Source organism: Lysinibacillus sp. NPDC097214, from assembly GCF_050277945.1.
Taxonomy (GTDB): domain Bacteria; phylum Bacillota; class Bacilli; order Bacillales_A; family Planococcaceae; genus Lysinibacillus; species Lysinibacillus xylanilyticus_B.
Genome location: NZ_JBNNSS010000003.1, coordinates 215,682 through 237,694, shown reverse-complemented (window position 1 = coordinate 237,694; position 22,013 = coordinate 215,682). Strand labels below are relative to the sequence as shown.

Annotated in this window: 20 protein-coding genes; 4 read left to right on the top strand and 16 right to left on the bottom strand. The window is 38.8% G+C overall.

Annotated features, from left to right (window positions below; translation table 11 throughout):
• Nucleotide 1: 1 nt before the first annotated feature.
• Nucleotides 2-889 carry a dimethylarginine dimethylaminohydrolase family protein gene (locus ACQKMI_RS08370; RefSeq protein WP_427488136.1) on the bottom strand — a complete coding sequence of 296 codons (888 nt, stop codon included), beginning with the start codon at nt 887-889 and terminating at the stop codon, nt 2-4.
• A gap of 220 nt (nt 890-1,109) precedes the next feature.
• Between ACQKMI_RS08370 and ACQKMI_RS08365 the strand changes: the two genes are divergently transcribed.
• Both ACQKMI_RS08365 and rpmB read left to right on the top strand, forming a co-directional pair.
• Nucleotides 1,110-1,850, top strand: a complete 741-nt coding sequence (locus ACQKMI_RS08365; protein WP_427488135.1) for an IclR family transcriptional regulator — start codon at nt 1,110-1,112, stop codon at nt 1,848-1,850.
• Between the two features lie 273 nt (nt 1,851-2,123).
• Nucleotides 2,124-2,312, top strand: coding sequence for a 50S ribosomal protein L28 (gene rpmB / locus ACQKMI_RS08360; protein WP_049668398.1), 189 nt, complete (start codon nt 2,124-2,126; stop codon nt 2,310-2,312).
• 607 nt (nt 2,313-2,919) lie between these two features.
• Here the strand turns inward: rpmB and spoVM are convergent.
• The 15 genes from spoVM to ACQKMI_RS08285 form a co-directional block, all read right to left on the bottom strand.
• On the bottom strand, nt 2,920-3,021 hold the full coding sequence (gene spoVM, locus ACQKMI_RS08355; protein WP_139376952.1) for a stage V sporulation protein SpoVM: 102 nt from the start codon (nt 3,019-3,021) through the stop codon (nt 2,920-2,922).
• Between the two features lie 18 nt (nt 3,022-3,039).
• A complete protein-coding gene (locus ACQKMI_RS08350) occupies nt 3,040-3,693 on the bottom strand; it encodes a thiamine diphosphokinase (protein WP_427488134.1) in 654 nt (217 codons plus the stop codon).
• Nucleotides 3,690-4,358 (bottom strand): ribulose-phosphate 3-epimerase, encoded by a 669-nt coding sequence (rpe, locus tag ACQKMI_RS08345; RefSeq protein ID WP_323645589.1) that lies wholly within the window; start codon nt 4,356-4,358, stop codon nt 3,690-3,692. Before rpe ends, ACQKMI_RS08350 begins: the two co-directional genes overlap by 4 nt.
• 2 nt (nt 4,359-4,360) lie before the next feature.
• Nucleotides 4,361-5,245, bottom strand: a complete 885-nt coding sequence (gene rsgA / locus ACQKMI_RS08340; RefSeq protein ID WP_427488133.1) for a ribosome small subunit-dependent GTPase A — start codon at nt 5,243-5,245, stop codon at nt 4,361-4,363.
• An 11-nt stretch (nt 5,246-5,256) separates the two neighbouring features.
• Nucleotides 5,257-7,239 carry a Stk1 family PASTA domain-containing Ser/Thr kinase gene (gene pknB, locus ACQKMI_RS08335; protein WP_427488132.1) on the bottom strand — a complete coding sequence of 661 codons (1,983 nt, stop codon included), beginning with the start codon at nt 7,237-7,239 and terminating at the stop codon, nt 5,257-5,259.
• A 2-nt stretch (nt 7,240-7,241) separates the two neighbouring features.
• Nucleotides 7,242-7,991 carry a Stp1/IreP family PP2C-type Ser/Thr phosphatase gene (locus tag ACQKMI_RS08330; RefSeq protein ID WP_427488131.1) on the bottom strand — a complete coding sequence of 250 codons (750 nt, stop codon included), beginning with the start codon at nt 7,989-7,991 and terminating at the stop codon, nt 7,242-7,244.
• Nucleotides 7,992-7,997: 6 nt separating this feature from the next.
• Nucleotides 7,998-9,140: a 23S rRNA (adenine(2503)-C(2))-methyltransferase RlmN gene (gene rlmN, locus ACQKMI_RS08325; RefSeq protein WP_427488130.1), complete on the bottom strand. Its 1,143-nt coding sequence runs from the start codon at nt 9,138-9,140 to the stop codon at nt 7,998-8,000.
• Nucleotides 9,140-10,501, bottom strand: coding sequence for a 16S rRNA (cytosine(967)-C(5))-methyltransferase RsmB (rsmB, locus tag ACQKMI_RS08320; protein WP_427488129.1), 1,362 nt, complete (start codon nt 10,499-10,501; stop codon nt 9,140-9,142). Before rsmB ends, rlmN begins: the two co-directional genes overlap by 1 nt.
• Nucleotides 10,498-11,439 carry a methionyl-tRNA formyltransferase gene (gene fmt, locus ACQKMI_RS08315; RefSeq protein ID WP_427488128.1) on the bottom strand — a complete coding sequence of 314 codons (942 nt, stop codon included), beginning with the start codon at nt 11,437-11,439 and terminating at the stop codon, nt 10,498-10,500. The genes rsmB and fmt overlap by 4 nt, the downstream gene beginning before the upstream one ends.
• Nucleotide 11,440: 1 nt before the next feature.
• On the bottom strand, nt 11,441-11,935 hold the full coding sequence (def, locus tag ACQKMI_RS08310; protein ID WP_323645240.1) for a peptide deformylase: 495 nt from the start codon (nt 11,933-11,935) through the stop codon (nt 11,441-11,443).
• Nucleotides 11,936-12,009: 74 nt separating this feature from the next.
• Complete coding sequence (gene priA, locus ACQKMI_RS08305; protein ID WP_427488127.1) at nt 12,010-14,424, bottom strand: primosomal protein N'; 2,415 nt, start codon at nt 14,422-14,424, stop codon at nt 12,010-12,012.
• Nucleotides 14,421-15,431 carry a bifunctional phosphopantothenoylcysteine decarboxylase/phosphopantothenate--cysteine ligase CoaBC gene (gene coaBC / locus ACQKMI_RS08300; protein ID WP_427488126.1) on the bottom strand — a complete coding sequence of 337 codons (1,011 nt, stop codon included), beginning with the start codon at nt 15,429-15,431 and terminating at the stop codon, nt 14,421-14,423. Before coaBC ends, priA begins: the two co-directional genes overlap by 4 nt.
• A 121-nt stretch (nt 15,432-15,552) precedes the next feature.
• Nucleotides 15,553-15,780, bottom strand: coding sequence for a DNA-directed RNA polymerase subunit omega (gene rpoZ / locus ACQKMI_RS08295; RefSeq protein ID WP_053483349.1), 228 nt, complete (start codon nt 15,778-15,780; stop codon nt 15,553-15,555).
• A 4-nt stretch (nt 15,781-15,784) separates the two neighbouring features.
• Complete coding sequence (gene gmk, locus ACQKMI_RS08290) at nt 15,785-16,402, bottom strand: guanylate kinase (RefSeq protein WP_427416532.1); 618 nt, start codon at nt 16,400-16,402, stop codon at nt 15,785-15,787.
• Between the two features lie 43 nt (nt 16,403-16,445).
• Complete coding sequence (locus tag ACQKMI_RS08285) at nt 16,446-17,309, bottom strand: YicC/YloC family endoribonuclease (RefSeq protein ID WP_427488125.1); 864 nt, start codon at nt 17,307-17,309, stop codon at nt 16,446-16,448.
• Nucleotides 17,310-18,139: 830 nt separating this feature from the next.
• Between ACQKMI_RS08285 and ACQKMI_RS08280 the strand changes: the two genes are divergently transcribed.
• Both ACQKMI_RS08280 and ACQKMI_RS08275 read left to right on the top strand, forming a co-directional pair.
• Nucleotides 18,140-19,837, top strand: a complete 1,698-nt coding sequence (locus tag ACQKMI_RS08280; protein WP_427488425.1) for an Rqc2 family fibronectin-binding protein — start codon at nt 18,140-18,142, stop codon at nt 19,835-19,837.
• Between the two features lie 249 nt (nt 19,838-20,086).
• The gene (locus ACQKMI_RS08275; protein ID WP_427488124.1) at nt 20,087-21,772 is read left to right on the top strand and encodes a methyl-accepting chemotaxis protein; all 1,686 of its coding nucleotides are present in this window, start codon (nt 20,087-20,089) and stop codon (nt 21,770-21,772) included.
• The last annotated feature ends 241 nt before the right edge of the window (nt 21,773-22,013 follow it).

The following is a 22,013-nucleotide window of genomic DNA, read 5'->3' as shown; positions in this document are numbered from 1 at the left end:
TTTACTTCATCTCCTTTTTTTCTCTTACTACCGGGCAGGTTAAACATGTTGGTCCACCTGTTCCTTTTATCGAAATTTCATTTCCTTTATATTCGTAAACTGTTACACCTGCATGAAGTAATTGTTGCTTTGTCATCGGATTTCCATTTGGAATAAGACATACTCTAGGTGCAAGTGCTAAAACGTTACAGCCTAGCGCATCGTATTCATCTTTCGGGACCTCAATTAATTGAATACCGCGGTCGATTAGAAGTTGACGGAAGAAAACTGGCATTAATCGTGAATGTACAACCGCTAAATCCTTGTCTACCATACTAATGAAAGACATTAAGTGTAAACATTCTGCTTCTCCTAAATCATGCGGTAGCTGCACAACAATGAATTCATCAACAACATCCTTCGTCATGTCCTTTAGCTGACGAATAGCTTCATCATTCGTTCGATAGCCTCGACCTACAACAAGTGTACGATCATCAAGCCAAACAATATCGCCACCATCTGATACAGCTTCTCCAGTCAATTCTCCGATAACCGGAATACCCTTTTCCTGTAAAAACCCTTTATAAACAGCTGCTTCTGGCTGTCTTGGTTTTTTGCCCGATTTTAAGATAATGGCACCATTTGGTGTGAATTTTACAGGATCATGCGCATACAGCGAATCAAGCCCTACTTCATCTGATTCTGGTAAAAAATCAATTTTTTCAACATACTTCTCTAGAATGCTCATAAATTTTGCATATTCTTTAAGAGCCTCATTATAGCTAGGTTCTGATAAGTAGTTAAATGTTTTCCATTCATCGCTAAGATGCTCTTGGTTTCGGAAAGCATCTTTTGGATGTTTTACTATTACGTGTCTCAAAGGTGCATACATTGATGAACAATAATGCATTCCTTTCACCCCTTTTCCGCGTAGTGGAAAACGTTTCCGTTAAGAGGAAAGTTTATATGAAAAATATATGTGCTTTAAGGTATAATGTCAATATATTTAGAAAAATTAATATATTCATCACCTATAAGAAGGAAACGGAATGAAACAAATATCCACGATTATGTAGCTAGACGTAGGCAATGAATAAAAATAAAATAAATGAAGGAGAGGTGGGTTATGAATGCAATTATTAGAACGAGCTATGACAATCGCTAAAGTTTTGGCTTCTGAAGCAAGTGAAAATAGCTTGTCCATTTCAGAGCTTTCGGCAAAATGCAATTTACCACTTAGTACATTACATAGAATTTTAAAAGCGATGATTAAAGAAGGAATGATTGAACAAGACGATCAAACTAAACAATATCGGCTTGGTACAATATGGATGGAGCTTGGCTTGCAAGTGTATGATACGATGGACTACATTAGTAAAATTAGGCCAGAACTAGAACGTCTAGCAAGAGAAGTCGAGGAAAGCGTCTATTTAAGTAAGCCCGCTGGTTTAGATACAATTATTATTGAAAGAATAGACAGTGCAACTAACCCGATTCGAATTTACGATCAGTTAGGCATTCGTATACCGATGCATATCGGGGCCGCAAATAAAACAATTTTAGCCACACTGCCTGTTTCTCAAGCAAGGGAAATTATTGAACAGCTTATTCCTCATGAAGAAATCTCTGAATTAGAGGCACAGCTTGATCAAATAAGACTACAAGGATTTGCCATTAGTCATGGGGAAAGAACGGCAGGAACATCCTCAATCGCAGTATCCATTGTAAATGGTTTCAATGAAGTGGTCGGTGCAATAAGTATAGGTTTTGTTAGCTTTAACGTCTCAGCAGAACATATTAATACCCTTGCAGAGCGTTTAGTGGAAACTGGTAAACGTGTTTCCATGAAGCTTGGTTACAGAGGAAAATAAAATGAAGCTTTATGATCCCCTACTGATGATGAGACTTCTCCAATCAGGCAGGGTAAAATTGAAAACTTCCAATTATTTCTCCCAATAATTGTTTTATCTAGGAATTTACGCCCATTATTTAACAAGTGTTTTTTGTCTGTAAAGGTTTTTTTCTTGAAAGGTTATGTGAAAACTATTGCACTGAACGTCATCGTATGTTAAATTATTATGGTATGTGAAATACCGAACTGAAATAATAATCTTTCAGCATTAACAGTAAGGAGGGAATACAACATGCCAAAACAATGTGTAATCACTGGACGTAAAGCTCGTACTGGTAACAACCGTTCCCACGCTATGAACGCTAGCAAACGTACATGGGGTGCTAACCTTCAAAAAGTTCGTATCTTAGTAGACGGTAAACCAAAACGTGTATGGGTTTCTGCTCGTGCATTAAAATCAGGTAAAATCGAGCGCGTTTAATCGTCGCTTCCAAAAAATCGATTTCGCATTTGGCGCAAATCGATTTTTTTCTTTCTTAATAAGATTAAGCCGCTAGCAATGACAACTAAACGTAATTGCTAGCGGCTTTCTTTACATATAACAGTTCAACACAACAAATCGCTTATTATCTGCAGAAAATAAGAATCTTCAACTTTTATCAGTTTTATGAGGAACGTTTTAAATAGAATAACTTCTGGCAGCGATGAGATTGTCCATCTGTTGTTGCTGTCGCTCCGCTTTCACACATAATACAGTTACTTTTAATGTTTCGTTTTATCATTATAAAGCGACATGAAAGAAGATACATACTATGTGAAGTGGTTGATTGGAGTGGAGACTGGGCGACTCCTCGGGGATCAGCAATAGAGGAACGAAGGCTAATACCATCACATCCTGTGATAACGCCTTCGTGACCAACATCGTGTTGGCCCGAGACCCTGGAGCGAGCAACGCGAGTGAAGCGGCTCATCGGACGCCCCCAGGAAAGCGCCCAGTCGGAACGGAAATCAACCCCTCGCTTTGCCGAAATCCATATTTTTCACATGCCACATTTATTTTTCTAAAACAGTAAAAAATCCGACTAGTGTTAGTCGGATTTTTTTACTTTCTTATCTTTTTTGAAAATGTTGATACACGTACGCGTAATACTACTTACAAATTTCGGTAGCTGGAATGTATATACTTTCAGGACTCTCTCCCCCTTACGCTAATCTATGCTTCTTATCATTAAACATATGCCTTGCGAGAAAGATATAGACCCTGAATTACCTATTATTTCATTACTTGTAAAGCGGGATGTGCCGAGAGAGATTTCTTCATTTGTTGTTTCATATTTTACTTGCCTTAATGTCACATCTTTAATCGGCTCTTCATGTGCAAAGAAAGATAAATAACGATATTGCTTATCTGCTTCAATGATGTGCTTGCCTGGCATTAAAAATTGCAACATATTTGCATGATTAATAATCTTCAATACTACGTGCGGAACCTCTTTTTGTAAACGATAAATCGAACGAACTGCTGCCTCATAATGATCTAAACGTCCACCCGTAACACCTGTAAGAACAATTTCTAGTGGTGTATAGGTCAAGGCTTTTAATAACGCTAAGTCCGTATCTGTTTCATCTTTTTCTTCTTGGAATCGTTGTCTATCATTTGTATGTGCCATCACCAGTTCGTATTCCACTTTTGATAAAGAGTCAAAATCTCCTACTATGGCATGTGGTGTGATGCCTTGCTCGATTAAATATAGCGCTCCTCGATCAGCTCCGATAAATACTACATCACTTTGCTCTTTAAACGGACTAAATGAACAGAGTTCCTCTTTTGGTCCACCTGCACAAACAACGACTTTGGTCATCCTTGAATCGCTGCCTCACCAGCAGCTAAAATTTCTTGAAGTGCCGCTGAACGATCTTCTTTACTGTAAATTGCTGAACCAGCTACAAAGATGGTTGCTCCTGCTTTTGCACAAGGAACAATAGTCTCTGCATTAATTCCACCATCGATTTCTATAGCAATATCAAGATTACGTTCTTTAATAATAGCTGCTAATGCTTCAATTTTTGGCACTACAGAATGAATGAATTTTTGCCCACCAAACCCTGGATTCACAGTCATGAACAACACCATATCAATATCCTCTAATACGTGTTGAATAGATTCTATTGGTGTATGTGGATTTAATACAACACCCGGTTTGACTCCAAATGAACGAATTAATTGAATCGTACGGTGTAAATGGCGGCAAGCTTCTACATGCACCGTAATATAGTCTGCCCCTGCTTTGGCGAATTGTTCAATATACTGATCAGGATTTTCGATCATTAAATGTACATCTAACGGTAAATCCGTTAAAGGACGAATAGCGTCTAATACGATAGAGCCAAATGAAATATTCGGCACAAAATGACCATCCATAACATCGATATGAATAAGCTGTGCACCTGCTTTTTCTACTTCCTTTACTTCTTCTCCTAATTTAGCAAAGTTGGCTGCTAAAATTGATGGTGCTATTTGTATCATCATTAATACCTCGGCTTTCGATCCATAATTTCTTGTATAAATTGTTCGTAGTGTTTATAACGATAGTCACGAATTTCCCCCGTCTCCACCGCTGCTTTTACTGCACATTTGGGTTCCTTTAAGTGTAAACATCCTCTAAATTTACAATCCTCTGCAATACGGGCCACTTCAGGGAAACATGCGCCTAATTCTTCTTTTTCTATTTCATCAAAATCAAATGAACTAAACCCTGGAGTATCTGCTAATAAACCGTCACATACCTCGATTAATTCGACATGGCGAGTTGTATGTTTACCACGCCCTAAGCTTTGTGAAATAACGCCTGTTTTTAAATTTAAATCTGGAATCAATGTATTTAGTAGTGTGGATTTTCCAACGCCAGATTGACCTGCTAATACGGACGTTTTCTCCTTTAAAATAGGTTGTAGACGTTCAACTAATTCTTCCTCACCCTTATAGGTTTGTAGCACGGTATAACCCATACGTTCATAATCTGCTATATAACCTTGCAATTCCTCACGTTCATGATTTTCTAGTAAATCCATCTTTGTTAAACAAATAATCGGATGAACATGAAATGACTCTAAAACAACTAAGAAACGATCGAGTAAAATTGTATTAAAATTAGGTTCTTTTACAGAAAATACAAGAATACCTTGATCAATATTGGCTATTGGGGGACGTACTAATTCATTTTGGCGTTCCATAATTTTTTGAATAGTCCCGTCCGAGCCTTTTGTTTCCACAGTATACTCTACAAAGTCGCCAACGAGTGGGGATTCCCCGCGATTGCGAAATACCCCACGTCCTCGACATTGTATTAGTTCTTCTCCATCATATACATAATAATAACCGCTTAATGCTTTACGAATTTGGCCTTGCGCCATCCAATCCCCCCTTATTTAACATCATCGTAGTTGAATGTTTCTTCAGCAATAATTTCTGAATCACGAATAATTTTATAGGCCGCATCCTGGCCATCTCCAATAACAAGCTGTATTCGGTGCTCTTGATCAGCCGTAATAGTAAATGTTTCAACTGTTGTTAACATTTTATGGTTTTTATCTTGAATATCAATTCGAATAGTTTGCTCTAAACCTTCCTCATTCGGTTTATATTCAATTGGCACAGTTTTCACCAAAGTTTTATCAGGCTTTGCTGCAGGTCCTTTACTTAAAATAACAGCGATTGCGGTGCCCGCTTCAACCTGCGCTCCCGCTCTTGTCAATTGCGATTTAACACTTCCAGCTGGTATTTTATCATCATTTTCTTCACGAACAATACGCCATGTCAAGCCTTCTCTTCTTACATACTCATCCATTTGAGCTTTGGTGTAATTCACAACATCATCTACGGTGATCATTTTTACACCTACGCTGACCGTAAATTTCATTATTGTATTCTTAGCGACTACCTCTTCTTGTGGTGCCGGCTCTTGTTCAATAATTCGTCCTTCAGGCTCTTTTGAATTCACATAGCTAACTTCAGAATCTAAAAATTTATCCTTTAGCACTGATTGAACTTGGCTGATTTGCTGGCCTCTATAATCTTCCACTTTCGTCATTTCTACCCCAAGACTCACAATCAAGTCTACTTCTGTGCCTTTTACACGCTCCGTTCCCTCTGAAGGGTCTGTTTCTATAACCTTATCCTTTTCGATGTCCTCGTCATAACGCTCCTGCGGTTGACCGACAGTAAAGCCTTCAGCCTCTAATTTCTTAGTAGCTTCTTCAACTGTCATATTAGCCACACTAGGTACAGGTATCTTTTTCGGGCTAAATAGATCTGTTGCAAAAAAAACGAATAGGAAAATGGCGATGGCTACTATTACTAACCCAGCAACAACTATTGGCCATTTTTTCTTTTTCTTTTTCTTCACAGGCACTGTCTTTTCAACAGGCTTCTTCGCTTCGGGTTTCGGCTTTGATTGTGTAATTGGCTCGATTGCTCTTGTCTGCATTAAATCTTCGTCTTGACGTACAATTGGTTCTTTTATAATCGGAATAGCCTTCGTCACATCATTATCTACAGGTATGACAAACTTCGGTTCATTCATACGATTTGGCGATAAAACTGTTTCTAAATCTGCTTGCAGTTCTTCTACAGTTGAATAACGATGAGAAGCATCTTTTGCAGTAGCTTTTAGCACAACATTTTCCACGCTTTGCGGAATTGTAGCATCGAAGGCACGAACTGATGGTGTCTCTGATTGTAAATGTTTAAGCGCGATAGAAATAGCTGACTCGCCTGAAAATGGCAATTCCCCTGTTAATAATTCATATAAAACAATGCCAAGTGCATAAATATCAGATCTGTTTGTTGCCGTACCACCACGAGCCTGCTCTGGTGATAAATAATGCACCGTTCCAAGCACGGAGTTTGTTTGTGTAAATGATGTTGCACTAAGCGTCATCGCTATGCCAAAATCAGTTATTTTCACATTACCTTCTGCATCCATTAAAATATTTTGAGGTTTAATGTCACGATGGATAATATGATTTTCATGGGCATTAGCAATTGCTGACGTTAACTGCTTCATAATATGCACACATCTGGCAGGAGAAATTGGTGCAAACTCCTGTATGTACTGCTTTAATGTTTTTCCTTGGACATATTCCATTACAATATAATGCAGATCACCATCATCACCTACATCATAAACACTAACGATATTCGGATGTGTAAGGCTTGTGGCAGAAAGTGCTTCACGTTGAAAACGGCGATACAAGTCATCCTCATTGGTAAAATCATAGCGCAATATTTTGATCGCTACATCACGGTTTAAAATCATGTCATGTGCTAAATAAACATTAGACATACCACCGCCACCAATAAGCCCTATAATTTTATAGCGGTCACTAATTCGTTTACCTACAAGCATACTTACACCTCCTCATCTTGCCTTGTGAGCAGCACGAGGGAGATGTTGTCTTCTCCCCCGCTTGCATTTGCTAGTTCCACAAGTTTTCGTCCTTTTTCTTCTACTGAATCTGGATACGTAATAATTGATGCCATTTCATACACTGTAAGTTTATTGCTTAAACCATCAGAGCAAATGAGCAAATACGATTCTGATGCTAAATCAACTTCATAAAAGTCTGGTTCAATCGTTTCTTCTGTACCAACAGCTTTTAAGATGAAATTTTTCTTCGGATGCGTCAACGCTTCCTCTTCACTGATTTCACCATTTTCAACCAGAACATTTACATAGGAGTGATCTCTTGTTATTTGTTGTGCACCATCCTCAAAGAAATAATACACACGACTATCACCAACATGTGCGATAAAGCAATGATCTTTTTCAATTAACACTGCAATAAACGTCGTGCCCATTCCTTTACAGTCTTCATGTGATAAAGAATAGTCATATATACTTTTATTCAATTGCTTGACTGCTTGTAATAACCACTCTTTTTTTGATGTTGTTGATGCAAAATGATGTGCCTCTGCCTGTAAAAAAACGGTTTCCATCTGTTTCATTGCCATATCACTCGCTACATCGCCAGCATTATGACCACCCATGCCGTCCGCTACAAGTGCTAGTGCAAGCCCGTCTTGACGATTAAAAAATGCCGCACGGTCTTCATTAATTGCCCGTTTTAACCCAATATCACTTTCGACTGTGTATTCCAACACTGGTCACCTCGTCTCTTCAGATCTCTCTTGCGCACGTAATTGACCACACGCAGCTGCAATATCAGAACCTTGCTCTCGGCGGATCGTTACGTTAATACCATTCTTCTTTAATGTTTTTTCAAAGGCAAAAATTTGACTACGAGATGTACGAACATAATCACGTTCTGGTACATAGTTTACAGGAATTAAGTTCACGTGGCATTTAATTCCCTTTATTAATGCAGATAATTCTTCTGCAATTTCAACTGAATCATTTTCACCAGACATTAAACCATACTCAAAAGTAACACGTCGGCCAGTTTTTTGCGTATAGTATTGGACGGCTTCCATTAATTCATCTAACTTATAAGCACGTGCAATCGGCATTAGTTTTTGACGATCCTCTTGGTTTGGTGCATGTAAGGAAACTGCAAAGTTGATTTGTAGCTGTTCATCAGCAAATTGATAAATTTTCGGAACTATCCCTGATGTTGATACAGTGATGTGACGAGCACCAATGTTTAACCCTTTTTCATGGTTGATGACTTTTAAGAAGTTCATCATCGCATCATAATTATCGAAAGGTTCTCCAATACCCATAATGACGATATGTGATACACGTTCGCCCATTTCATCTAAAGTCTGCTGTACTTTTACAACTTGCTCCACGATTTCACCTGCTAATAAGTGACGTTTTAAACCACCTAAAGTTGAGGCACAAAACGTACAGCCAATTCGGCAGCCTACTTGTGTTGTCACACAAACAGAGTTCCCATATTCGTGACGCATTAATACAGTTTCAATAGAATAGCCGTCTTGTAATTGGAATAAAAACTTGATCGTACCATCTTTAGATTCCTGTTTAATAATTGTTGATAATGTCGTTAATGAAAAACTTGCTTCAAGCTTTTCACGTAATCCCTTTGAAAGGTTAGACATCTCTTCAAATGTTTTTACTCGTTTATTGTAAAGCCAATCAAAAATTTGTGCTGCACGGAACGGTTTTTCACCATTTTCCTTTAACCATTCTTCTAGTTGTTTCAGCTGTAATGAGTATACCGATTCCTTTAAATTTGGTTTTTCTTTTTTTGTACGTCGAACAGGCTTGTCTTCTGCTTCGACAACTAAGTCGCTAATACGCTCATTAAATTTCTCTTGATCCACCATTAGTTGGATTCTCCTTTTTTACGAAAGGCGGCAACGAAGAAACCGTCACTGCCAAAGTCTTGTGGAAAGACTTGAAGCATGCCATTTGCTTGCTTTTCCGCTAATTTTGTTGGTAAAGATTCTAGTTGTATAGCTTCCATTTCAGGATGCGTTGATAAAAAGGCCTCTACAGTACCTTCATTCTCTCTTTTATCTACTGTACATGTACTGTACACAAGCTTGCCATCTATTTTCAATACTTTTGTTGCAGCATCTAATAGCGCCAATTGTATTTTTTGGAGGTTTTCTAAATCTTCCTCACGTTTTGTATATTTAATATCCGGCTTGCGGCGCATAACACCTAAACCACTACAAGGTGCATCGACTAAAATAGCGTCGTATGATTCTAGTTGTAAAAAATCCGGTGCCTTACGTCCGTCAATCGGAGCAGTCTCTACTATATCAATCCCTAGACGATTCGTATTATGGTCGATTAAATCTAATTTATGAGGATGAAGGTCGGTCGCTAAAATCGAACCTTCATTTTTCATAATCTCAGCTATATGTGTAGTTTTTCCACCTGGTGCCGCACACATATCTAAGACGCGCATACCAGGAGATGGATTCAACACATTTGCTGGAATCATGGAGCTTTCATCCTGAATAGTAATAAGCCCTTCTTGGAAAGCTTTCGTTCGAGCTGGCTGACCATTTGTTACATGTAAGCACTCCGGCATTAGATCGCTTTTTTTCGCAGTTAAACCTTCCGCTTCTATACTCGCAATCGCTTGAGCGACGCTTGCTTTCGTTGTATTTACACGTACAGTCTGCACTGGAGGCACATTATTTTCATGTAACATTTGAGCCGCTACTTCAATACCATAGTTATCGACAAAGCGTTGCACTAACCACTCAGGATGACTCGTTTCAATAGCAAGGCGCTCAATCGGATCTTTAATGTCATCAGTAGAAGCTACACCCTGACGTAAAATAGATCGTAAAATACCGTTGACCATCGAAGCTATCCCTTGGTGACCTCGACGCTTTGCAATTTCTACAGCCTCATTTACCGCTGCATGAGGTGGTATACGCGTTAAATAATGCATTTGATATAAAGATAAACGTAAAAGCCAGCGCACCCAATGATCCACTGAACCACGAATAAATGGCTCTAAATAGTAGTCAAGTGTCATTTTATATTGGAGAGTGCCATACGTAATTTCTGTTAAAAGAGCACGATCCTTCGCTTCAATTTTATGACGCTTAATCGTTTCATTTAAAAGCAAATTACTATAGGCTTGATTTTTATCTACTGCTAACAGAATAGAAAGTGCGGCATCACGCACATTTCCATCCCAAATTACTACGCTTTTTTTACTCATTTAAATTGGTCCCCAATCTGTAATTTAGAACCTGTACCACGCAAATATTCCTCTGCCGTCATGCGTTTTTTACCAGCTGGTTGTACATCATACAGGGCAAGTGTTGTACCATTTCCTGAAGCCACTTCAAAATGATCCTTTGAAATCTCAACAACTGTACCAGGAACAGCATCATGCGTTGTGTTACCAACCTGCGCCCACCAAATTTTAAAGTTACCATCTTCAAATGTTGTATAGGCAACTGGCCATGGATGAAGACCACGCACTTGATTGTATAAAGTTGTAGCATCCTTTGTCCAATCGATACGTTCTTGCTCACGTGAAATATTGCTTGCAAAGGTTACTTGTGCTTCATCCTGCACGGTACGATTATTTGTTCCATTTATAATAGAAGGAAGTGTATCTTTTAATAATTCGCTGCCCACAGCACTAAGCTTATCAAATAGTCTACCCGTATAATCATCATTTTCAATTTGGATAGCCTTTTGGGAAATGATATCACCAGCATCTAGCTTTTGCGCCATATACATAATCGTTACACCTGTCTCTTTTTCACCATCAATAACTGCTTGGTGAATAGGTGCTCCACCACGATACTTCGGTAAAAGTGACGCATGGACGTTAATACAACCAAGCGGTGGTGCATCTAGCAATTCTTTCGGCAAAATTTGCCCAAAAGCAGCCGTTATGACTAAGTCAGGCTGTAAATCAATAATTTGCTGTAATTCCTCAGAACCACGTAGCTTTTCCGGCTGAATAACAGGTATACCTAACTCCATCGCTGCTGCTTTAACAGGTGGTGGTGTTAACACACGCTTACGCCCAACTGGACGATCTGGTTGTGTCACTACAGCTTTAATATCATAACCTTCATGATGTAGCATACGCAAAATTGGCGCGGAGAAATCAGGAGTCCCCATAAAAATTAATGAAGTCATATTATTCCTCCTCTTCAGCGTACATTGCTTCAAGCTCTTCTTCAGTTAAAATGCGTTTAATTTTTGAATCAAATAGCACGCCATCTAAATGATCGATTTCATGTAAAATTGCTCGTGCATCAAAGCCTCCCGCTTCTAACTCATATACACGTCCTTCACGGTCACATGCTTCAATTTTCACATATTCAGGTCGTTCAACCTCACCGTATAATCCTGGGAAGCTTAAGCAACCCTCAATATCTACTTCAGCTCCATCCGTTACAATAACAGTCGGATTAATCATTTCTAAAACATCTCGTTCTTCGCCAAGCTCGACAATTGCAACACGTAATCCTACATTTATTTGAGGTGCTGCAATACCAACGCCATCGTATTCAACCATTGTGTCATATAAATCATCTAGTAATGTAATAATTTCTTCATTGATTTCTGTTACTTCCGCGCACGGTGTTGATAATACCTTTGCTGGATGTTCTACAACTTTTTTAATTGCCATGTTATGTTCCTCATTTCTATATTTAAGGCTTAGGACCTTGTCTAATTGTAACGCCACTTCATATTCTAACTAGTTTATATAGTCGACGGATCTAAATCCACCGTCATTAAAATACCCTGTTTAATCCATTCCGCACGATACATCGCAAGAAGGCGCTGTAATACAGGAATCAGATTTGGTTCAATTTTATATTTTATCAAACATTGATAGCGATATCTATTTTGGAGACGGCTAATGCTTGCAGTTGTTGGACCAATAATGGAAACTCGGTCTGATAAATTTCCCTTGAGCCAATCTGCCGCACGTCCAGCATATTCTGCCGCCATCATGACATCTTCATGGGATATTTGGACAAGTGCTACATAATAATATGGTGGATAGCTAGAGCGACGGCGTAAAAACATTTCACGTTCGTAAAATGGCTCGTAATCTTGAATTTTTGCCAATTCAATTGCATAATGCTCTGGCGTATACGATTGAATAACAACCTCACCATGCTTATCATGTCGTCCAGCTCTACCGCTAACCTGCGTTAATAACTGGAATGTACGCTCCGCTGCACGGTAATCGGGTAGATGCAGAGATGTATCAGCACTAAGTACACCAACAAGCGTAATATTAGGAAAATCAAGACCTTTAGCAATCATTTGCGTACCTAGCAAAATATCTGCCTGTCCTTCCCCAAATGCCTGTAAAATTTCTTCATGTGCACCTTTTTGCTTTGTCGTATCAACATCCATTCGGAGAACCCGTGCCTCAGGAAACAGCTTGTAAATTTCTTCCTCAACTTTTTGCGTTCCCGTACCAAAATAACGTATATGCTCACTCTGGCATTGAGGACATATTTGAGGAACACGCTCGTCATAACCGCAATAATGACATTTTAATTTCTCTGTTGTTCGATGATATGTTAACGAGATGTCACAGTTTGGACATTGTACAACCGTTCCACAATCACGACAAAGCACAAAAGAAGAATAGCCACGACGATTTAAAAACATGACCATCTGTTCTTTTTTCTCTAGTCTTACACGTATTGCATCAACAAGCTGCTCTGAAAACATGGAACGATTTCCATTTTGAAGCTCCTCTCGCATATCCGCAATAAAAACTGTCGGTAATGCTTGATGCAAAGCACGTTGTTTTAATGATAGCAAACCATACACGCCCTTCTTTGCTCTCGCAAATGATTCCAGCGCAGGCGTTGCACTGCCTAATATAACAGGACATTTGTAAAATTCACTTCGCCAAATCGCTACATCTCTAGCGTGATAACGTGGTGAATCTTCTTGCTTGTATGTCGATTCATGCTCTTCATCTAAAATGATAAGACCTATATTTGTAAAAGGTGCGAAAATTGCCGAGCGAGCTCCAACAACAACGCTCACCTTCCCTTGTTGAATTTTACGCCATTCATCATACTTTTCACCGACAGATAAGCCACTATGCATGACAGCAACCATCTCACCAAAACGACTACGAAAACGCTCTGTCATTTGTGGTGTTAATGATATTTCAGGTACTAGCATAATGGCTTCCTTACCTTCATCTAACACCTTTTGAATTGCTTGCAAATAGATCTCCGTTTTACCACTCCCGGTAACGCCGTGTAGTAAAAAAGTTTTCGCAGTCTGTTCATCCATCGATCCAGTAATAGCCTTTAGGGCTATGTGCTGCTCATCCGTCAATTGTAAAGATTGAGTACGGGAAACCTCTTTCGTAAAGGGATCTCGATACACCTCTTCTTGTATAAAGTGAGCGGCTCCTTTTTCGATAACTGACTGTAGTACCGCGGAAGATGCACCTGTTTCCTCATAGATTTTCTGTGGTAAAAGAATTTCTCCAAGGTGTCTGCCCATCCATTCAATCAGCTGGCGCTGTTTGGCTGCTCTCGCTGCACCTTCCATGGCCTTGTCGATATCTTGCTGATGATCTGAAATTTTGACCATACGTATTTCTTTTACATTCCCTTGCTGCTTCACAACATTTTCAATTTTTACGATTTTATCGGTTATAAGTTGCTTTAATAAAGGAAGTAATTCAGCACGCTCGAATTCTTTGAAATTAACCTGTTGTCGCTTGCCAAAAATAGCATTAGCCTCATCTGGTAAAACATCTTTCTCCGCTTGTAGCATTATGATTTTTTCATACTTTGCTCGAAGCGCTGACGGAAGCATAACCTGTAAGGCATCAATTTCATAGCAAATCGTTTCGTTTTTTAGCCATTTGGCCATTAATAGCATTTCTTCGGTTAATACAGGCTCAATATCTAAAATTTGCGCAATAGACTTTAATTTGTTAGATGGTACATCTGTTTCAGTTTTTAATCCGACCACAAAGCCGAGTACATTTCTTGGTCCAAACGGTACTTTTACACGACAGCCCATCTCTATAACATGTGCCCATTCTGCAGGAACTTCATAGTCAAATGGACGATCTACATGGTAAGTTGAAACATCCACTATAACCTCTGCAATCAAAAAACTCATTGCTTCTCACCCTGTACTATATATGTCCAAAATGCTTGTGCAAATTGCTTGGCATCTGTCGCATCCCACATTTGACCATTTACTTCTGCCGTGTCACTAAAATCAATCCACTTGTCTGACATAATTGTTACCATTGGTTCACCTATAACCTTTTGTCCAAAAGTTATTGCGGTCATTCCTTCTACGGATAATATCGGTGCCTCTTCAGTTGTAGGCGTATTTGCTGCATGGATAAAAAATGCGGATGGATATTGTTTTTTATAATCCTCAAGCTGTTCAAAAAGCTTATATACGCTTGTTGTTTTCTCATCTATTAGGATTACATTTGCCCCAAGTGCCTGTGCCTCTTTTGCTATTGCCTGACCCATTCGACTATTCGACTGTGTACTAATTACATGGTGCTCGTCTAATGGTACATAAAACGCTCCAGCTGTGACCACTACTGTTTTACTAGCTAATGGCTTTGCCTTCTCTGAAAAAAATTCTTGCACGATCGCTGTTATTTTTTCAGGCTCTTCTAAACGTCCTTTACCAACATAGCCACATGCCAAAAAACCTTCTGAAGGTTCAATAAATTGATAGCCATCTGATTGTAGCTGAGCCAAATTTCGTTTTACCGCCGGATGGTCATACATATGTACATTCATCGCTGGTGCTAGCCATACAGGGGCAGTTGCTGCAAGCAAGGTCGTCGTTACCATATCGTCCGCAATTCCATTCGCCAGCTTCCCTATAACATTTGCGGTAGCTGGTGCAACTAAAATTAGATCTGCCCAATCTGCTAAATCAATATGGGCAATAACACTTGAATCCTTTTCATCAAAAGTATCGAAAAAAACATCATTTTTGGACATAACTTGAAAGCTCAATGGATTCACAAATTGTCTTGCTGATGCTGTCATGATGACCTTTACATTTGCCCCAGCCTGAGATAGCTTGCTAACTAGAGCGACAGCCTTATAAACCGCTATACCACCTGAAACACAAAGTAAAATATTTTTATTCATGCACAATCGTCCTTTCAAATGATAAGCTCCCAAAGGAAAATTCCTCGGGAGCTCTCGGCATTCTGTATAATCAAAAATCCACTGCAGACGTTAACATTAATTTCGCAAAAGCTTATTTATGTTAGATTTCGTCTTCGTACACAGTTGACTCATCCTGTGATACCTTCGTAAGTACACCTGCCGCTACTTCTTCAAGTGCTTTCCCTACGTACTTATGAGAAACATACTTGTGTAAGCGTTCAGTGTCTTGTTCCTCTTGCATTTGACGAGCACGTTTAGATGCTAAACTCACTAAAGAGTATTTTGAATCGATTTCTTTTTTTAATGTATCTACTGATGGGTATAACATAGATTTATTCTCCTCTCAACATTGACAAATATCTTTTTTCAACACGTTCTCTACGACAATGCTCGGCTTTAATAATCGCATTTATACGATCACAAGCATTTGTCACTTCATCATTTTCAACTACGTAATCATAAAGGCTCATCATTTCAAGCTCTTCACTTGCAGTTGCTATACGTTTTGCAATAACCTCGGCTGTTTCCGTCCCTCGACCAACTAAACGATCCTTTAATTCCGTTAAGCTTGGTGGGGCTAAGAAAATAAATAATGCATCTGGTGCCTTTTGGCGGATTTGCGCAGCACCTTGCACTTCGATTTCTAAAAACACATCACGCCCTGCATCAAGTGTTTCATTTACGTAGGCTAACGGTGTCCCGTAATAATTCCCTACAAATTCAGCATGCTCCAATAAGCCACCCTGTTCAATCAACGCTTCAAATTCATCACGCGTCTTGAAAAAATAGTCTACACCATCTACTTCACCTTCGCGAGGATTTCGTGTTGTCATCGAGATGGAATACTCATAATTCGTATTCGGCTGAGAAAATAATTCTTTTCGCACTGTCCCTTTACCTACACCAGATGGGCCAGACAGAACAATTAATAATCCACGTTCTTTTATCATTTATTCTCTATATCTCCCTTAATTTATAACAGATACATGCAAGCTATTCGATATTTTGAACTTGCTCGCGCATCTTTTCTAAAATTGTTTTCGCCTGAACTACCGCAATTGCCGCCTCTGTCGATTGATTTTTTGAACCAATCGTATTGATTTCGCGGTGTATTTCCTGCATTAAAAAGTCTAATTTACGGCCAACTGAAATCGTTTCTTGTAATGTTTCTTCCAGTTGATTAAAGTGACTATCTAATCGGTCCAATTCTTCGGTGATATCCACACGTTCTGCAAATATCGCTACTTCGGCAAGTAGGCGATCTTCTAACAAAGTTCCATTCGCCACTTCAGTAACTCGTTCCAATAATCGGGTACGATATTTTTCAACAGCTGTGGAAGCACAAGAACGAATCTGGTTCACTTGTTCTTTTAACTGTTCTTTATATTGTACAACAACATCTTGCAATTCTTGCCCTTCACGCTCACGCATTTGAATGAGCTGTTCCAGTGCTTGCGCAATAGCCTTTTCAACAGCACAAATTAAATCCTCAGGTGTAAGCTGTGGCTTTTCCTGTATAAGCGCTTGTTCAAGCGATAGTAGCTCTTGCATCGTCCATTTTTCTTCCAGTGGTACTTTACTTGCTAATTGCTCTTTTGCCTTACGATACGCTTCAATTAATGACCAATTAATTTCAATAGATTGCTCGACGTTATCTAAGTCTTTAACATAAACCATCACATCAATTTTGCCACGTGACAAAGCTTTCGAAATAAATTTCTTCGCAAAAATTTCTGCTTCAAGCCATTCTTTCGGGAATTTTGCATTAATTTCTAAAAATCGATGGTTGACCGAGCGCATTTCTACTGTTAATTGAAAGTCTCTTGTTGTTGTGACACCTCTGCCAAAACCAGTCATACTACGCACCAAGGTTCGTCACACCCTTCTTTGCATACTGGGATTATTATAACATAAGCTCTGTCGTTTATGACGTGTCTCTCCATAAAAAATTACATAGAGCAAAAGGTAATTCTACCACAGTTGAAGCTATATTTTAATATTCACCTAAAAAATGCTATGATAAACATAAGAAAAAACTCATCAGCAAAGCATAGAGATGACATTTGTTAAAATGGATGCATGTCTAGAAGATGATTAAAGTGAAAAACAGGCGACTCATCGTGGATTAGCGATAGAGGAACGAAGGCTAAGAACATCACGTCCTGTGATAACGCCTTCGTGACCAACTTCGTGTTGGCCCAAGCGGCTCATCGGAAGCCCCCAGGAAGCTCTGCTCTGCGCGGAGGCGAAGCGTCAGCGGCAAATGTTTTATCTGTGCGAAAGCGAAGCGTCAGCAACAAAGCGCCCAGCTGGAACGGAAATCAACCCCATACTATGGTGATGAGCATATAAATGGAGTTAACTATAAGGTGTATTGATTAAGAAAACCTTTTTTGCAATCGAGCGATTTTTTTGAAATTTGCTTAGATGTGCCCATTTTTAGCAGATTGTAGTGAAGGGCTACTTGACTCCCGCGGGAAAGCGAGACAGACGAGACCCTGCACGAAGCGAAGCGGAGGAAGCGGCTCGACGCTCGCCCGCAGGAAAGCAAGTAGCCCGTAACGGAAATCTGCACCTTGCACCTTCTAAGTAATTTGTTTAGATAGAAATGGTTAATCAATATACCTGTTAAAATATAAAATACGAAAGTACCAAGGATGCTTATATCGTTGGAAAGAGGAATTCATATGGCATTTGATGGCTTATTTACTTATTCAATGACAGCCGACCTACAACAATTAGTATCAGGTCGGATTACTAAAATACATCAACCAAACGCTCAGGAGGTTGTTCTACATATTCGTGCGAACGGAAGCAATCATAAATTACTTTTCTCGATTCATTCTTCTTACGCACGTGTTCACCTTACGGAGCATTCTATTGACAATCCAGCAGAACCCCCAATGTTTTGTATGCTGTTGAGAAAGCATATAGAGGGTGGTTTTATTTCTTCTATTAAACAGCACGATTTTGATCGTATTATAATAGTAGAAATCGAAAGTAAAAATGAAATTGGCGACCCGATTGTAAGAGAGTTACATGCTGAAATTATGGGCCGTCACAGTAACCTATTATTAATAGATAAGGAGCAGGGAAAAATAGTCGACAGCCTAAAGCATTTGCCACCATCCGTAAATAGCTTCCGTACAGTTTTACCTGGTCAGCCTTATATCGCACCACCCGCACAAAATAAATGGCACCCTTTAGCAGTAACCGACGAACAGATTACACTGTTTTTCTCAGAACCAAAAACGGCTAAGGAAATTGTTTCGCAATTTACTGGTTTCTCTCCTATACATGCTGAGGAATTATTATTCCGATTAACAGACACAGATGATCGTGTAAATTGCTTTAAAAATTTTATAGCTTCCTTTAATAATGGTGGAGCAAAGCCAATGTATGTAATCGCAAATAATAAAACTTACTTCTCGCCAATCGCTCTAACTCATTTACAAGGAGATGTAACGATTTATCCGAATGTCCATGAGCTACTTGACCGCGTATTCTTTGCTCGAGCTGAGCGTGATCGTGTCAAACAGCAGGCTGGTGATTTGGAACGATGGCTACAAAATGAAATTGACAAACTTATATTAAAAACTAAAAAGTTAAATAAAGACTACGAACGCGCATCAAAGCTAGACCAGTTCCAATTATATGGGGAGTTACTGATGGCGAGTATTTATGCGTTTGAAAAAGGTGTAAAGGAAGTAACTGTCACTAACTATTATAGCGAAACTGGCGATGAGGAAATCACCATTCCAGTGAGTGAACGTAAAACACCTATTGAAAATGCTCAAAGCTATTACACCAAATACACAAAAGCAAAAAATGCCCTTATTATGGTGCAAGAACAGTTAGAAAAAACGAAGGAAGAAATAGCTTATTTTGAAATGCTTGCTCAGCAAGTACAACAAGCTGCTCCTGGAGATATAGAAGAAATTCGCGAAGAATTAGCAGAACAAGGTTATTTGAAATTACGTCATGGAAGAAAAAAGAAAAAACAAACGAAACCAGAGCCTGAACGTTATGTCTCTTCTACAGGTGTAGCGATATCTGTTGGGAAAAATAACAAACAAAATGACATGCTTACATTTAAAATGGCTAAACGCGCAGATATCTGGCTGCATACGAAGGATATTCCTGGCTCACATGTTGTCATCCATACAAGCGAACCTGACGAAACAACATTACGAGAAGCCGCAACGCTTGCTGCCTATTTTTCAAAAGCAAGAGACTCTTCCTCTGTTCCAGTAGATTACACAGAAATACGTCAAGTAAAAAAACCAAATGGCGCTAAACCTGGTTTTGTTATTTACTTTGAACAAAAGACTTTATACATTGATCCAGATGAAGCTGTCATTTTACAATTAAAAAAACAGTCTTAAAGGGTTGGAATACGATACGAATTGTATCGTGTTCCTTTTTTATGGCGATGACCACGTAATCCGTACTATACATCTATTCACTCCCCCTTCAACTTGATTGATTTTATAGCTATTGTTTCCTATTATAATAACGCTAAAAAAACTCGTGAATATTCCGAACTGTTTATTCCGAGCGTTATTGACTTCCTCCTCTCTTAATGGCTAAATTTAAATAAACTATAAATTGCATCTTAGAAAGGGCGTATTTCTATGTCTGTAGGCAAAAAATTAAGCTTTGGATTTATCTCCATCATCCTGACCTTAATTATTTCATTGGTAATTATGTTTATTCAATTCTCGAATATTGAAAAGAAGGTAGAAAATGCGCTAGAAAATCGTGTAGCGCTAGTAGAATTAGCTGATAATATTCAAACTGTGCGAGCAATGCAAGGTCTTTACATTCGGGCAATACTCATCGAAGACACAGCAGCTAATAAAGATAACTTTACAAAGTATGCTAAAATGCTAGATTCGCATGTAATTGAGATCATGGAAAAATCTGATTCATCCGAAATGGAGACTTTTGCAAAAGATTTAAATACATATAATGAAGCTTTTAATAAAGCCGCTGAAGAAGCACTAGCACTTCATGATGGCGGAAAATTAGAAGAAGCGATACAAAAAGTTAATGGCGATGTCCAACAAGCAAATCAAGATTTGCTAGCAGTATCCGAGAAAATTGTAAGTTATCAAAAAAATCAACTTGATATTGTCACGCAAGAATCTAAAGAAGCAGTATCAAATTCACAAACAATCTCAATCATTGCGATCATCATTGGTGTAATACTTGGAATATCCTTGATGTTTTATGTACAGCGTACAATTTCGCGACCTTTAAAATCCGTCGTTATTGCTGCCAATAATATTGCAAATGGTGAATTATATCATCAAGATATTTCCCATCAATCTAAAGATGAAATTGGACAGCTATCTACAGCATTTAACGTAATGAAAAGTAGCTTACAAGGTTTATTAACACATATTCAAGGCAATGCGGAACATTTATCAGCTTCTGCTGAAGAACTATCCGCCTCTATCGAAGAGATTTCAGCTTCTGCTGATGAGATAACTGTACGAATTAACGGGACGGCAAATGCGGCATCTACTGCTACAATTGCTGCCAACGAGAGTGCCCATGCAATGGATGAAACAGCCGTTGGTGTACAGCGTATAGCAGAGGCTACTCAACAACTTCACCAAAGCGCAGTGACAACAACTGAATTGGCGAATAATGGTAATAGTACAGTTGATGAAGCTCAACAACAAATGAACGTGATTTTTAATTCTACCCAAACGATTAACAATCTCGTTCAAAAATTAAGTAAGCAATCAGAAGAAATAGGTAATATCACTACAGTCATTACAGCCATCACAGATCAAACGAATTTATTAGCACTAAACGCTGCAATCGAAGCTGCACGTGCAGGTGAACATGGCAAAGGCTTCGCTGTCGTAGCTGATGAAGTTCGCAAGCTAGCAGAAGAATCAAAGCAATCTGCCAATCAAATTGTTACCTTAACACAAGAAATCCAAGAAGATACCCAAAATGTAGAAAAAGCTGTCGAAGATGGGCTACAATCTGTCACAGATGGTGTAAAAATCATCGGGGATGCTGGCAACTCTTTTGAAGCAATCGTAAAAGCGATCAATATGATGACAAATCAAATAGAAGACATTTCGGCTACTTCTGAAGAAATCTCCGCAAGTGCTGAACAAGTAGCAGCCTCTGTTGCAGAAATTGCTCATGGCGCTTCTACTAGTGCAGCAAATACACAGATCATTGCCGAAGCTAGTGAAGAACAAGCAGCGACAATGCAACAAGTAAATCATGTTGCTACAGATTTAAGTGAAAAATCCTCGGACTTACAAACCCAAATCAATCAATTTAAACTTTAAACACTCAAGCAGAGAATTTCTTTATTCTCTGCTTGTTTTTGTCCCAGTCCTCATTTCTGAAAGCAAAATCATGGTGCTACGAGGCGACAGTAGTAGAAACTAATATCGTTTAGCTCTTAAGAAATCATCCATCTTTAACTATAGTTTACAATTACTTTACTGTTTATTTTCAGGAAAACCACCATTTAGTAATTTAAATATGGTAAAATTGACCATGTAAATAAATCAAGTAATTTCTACT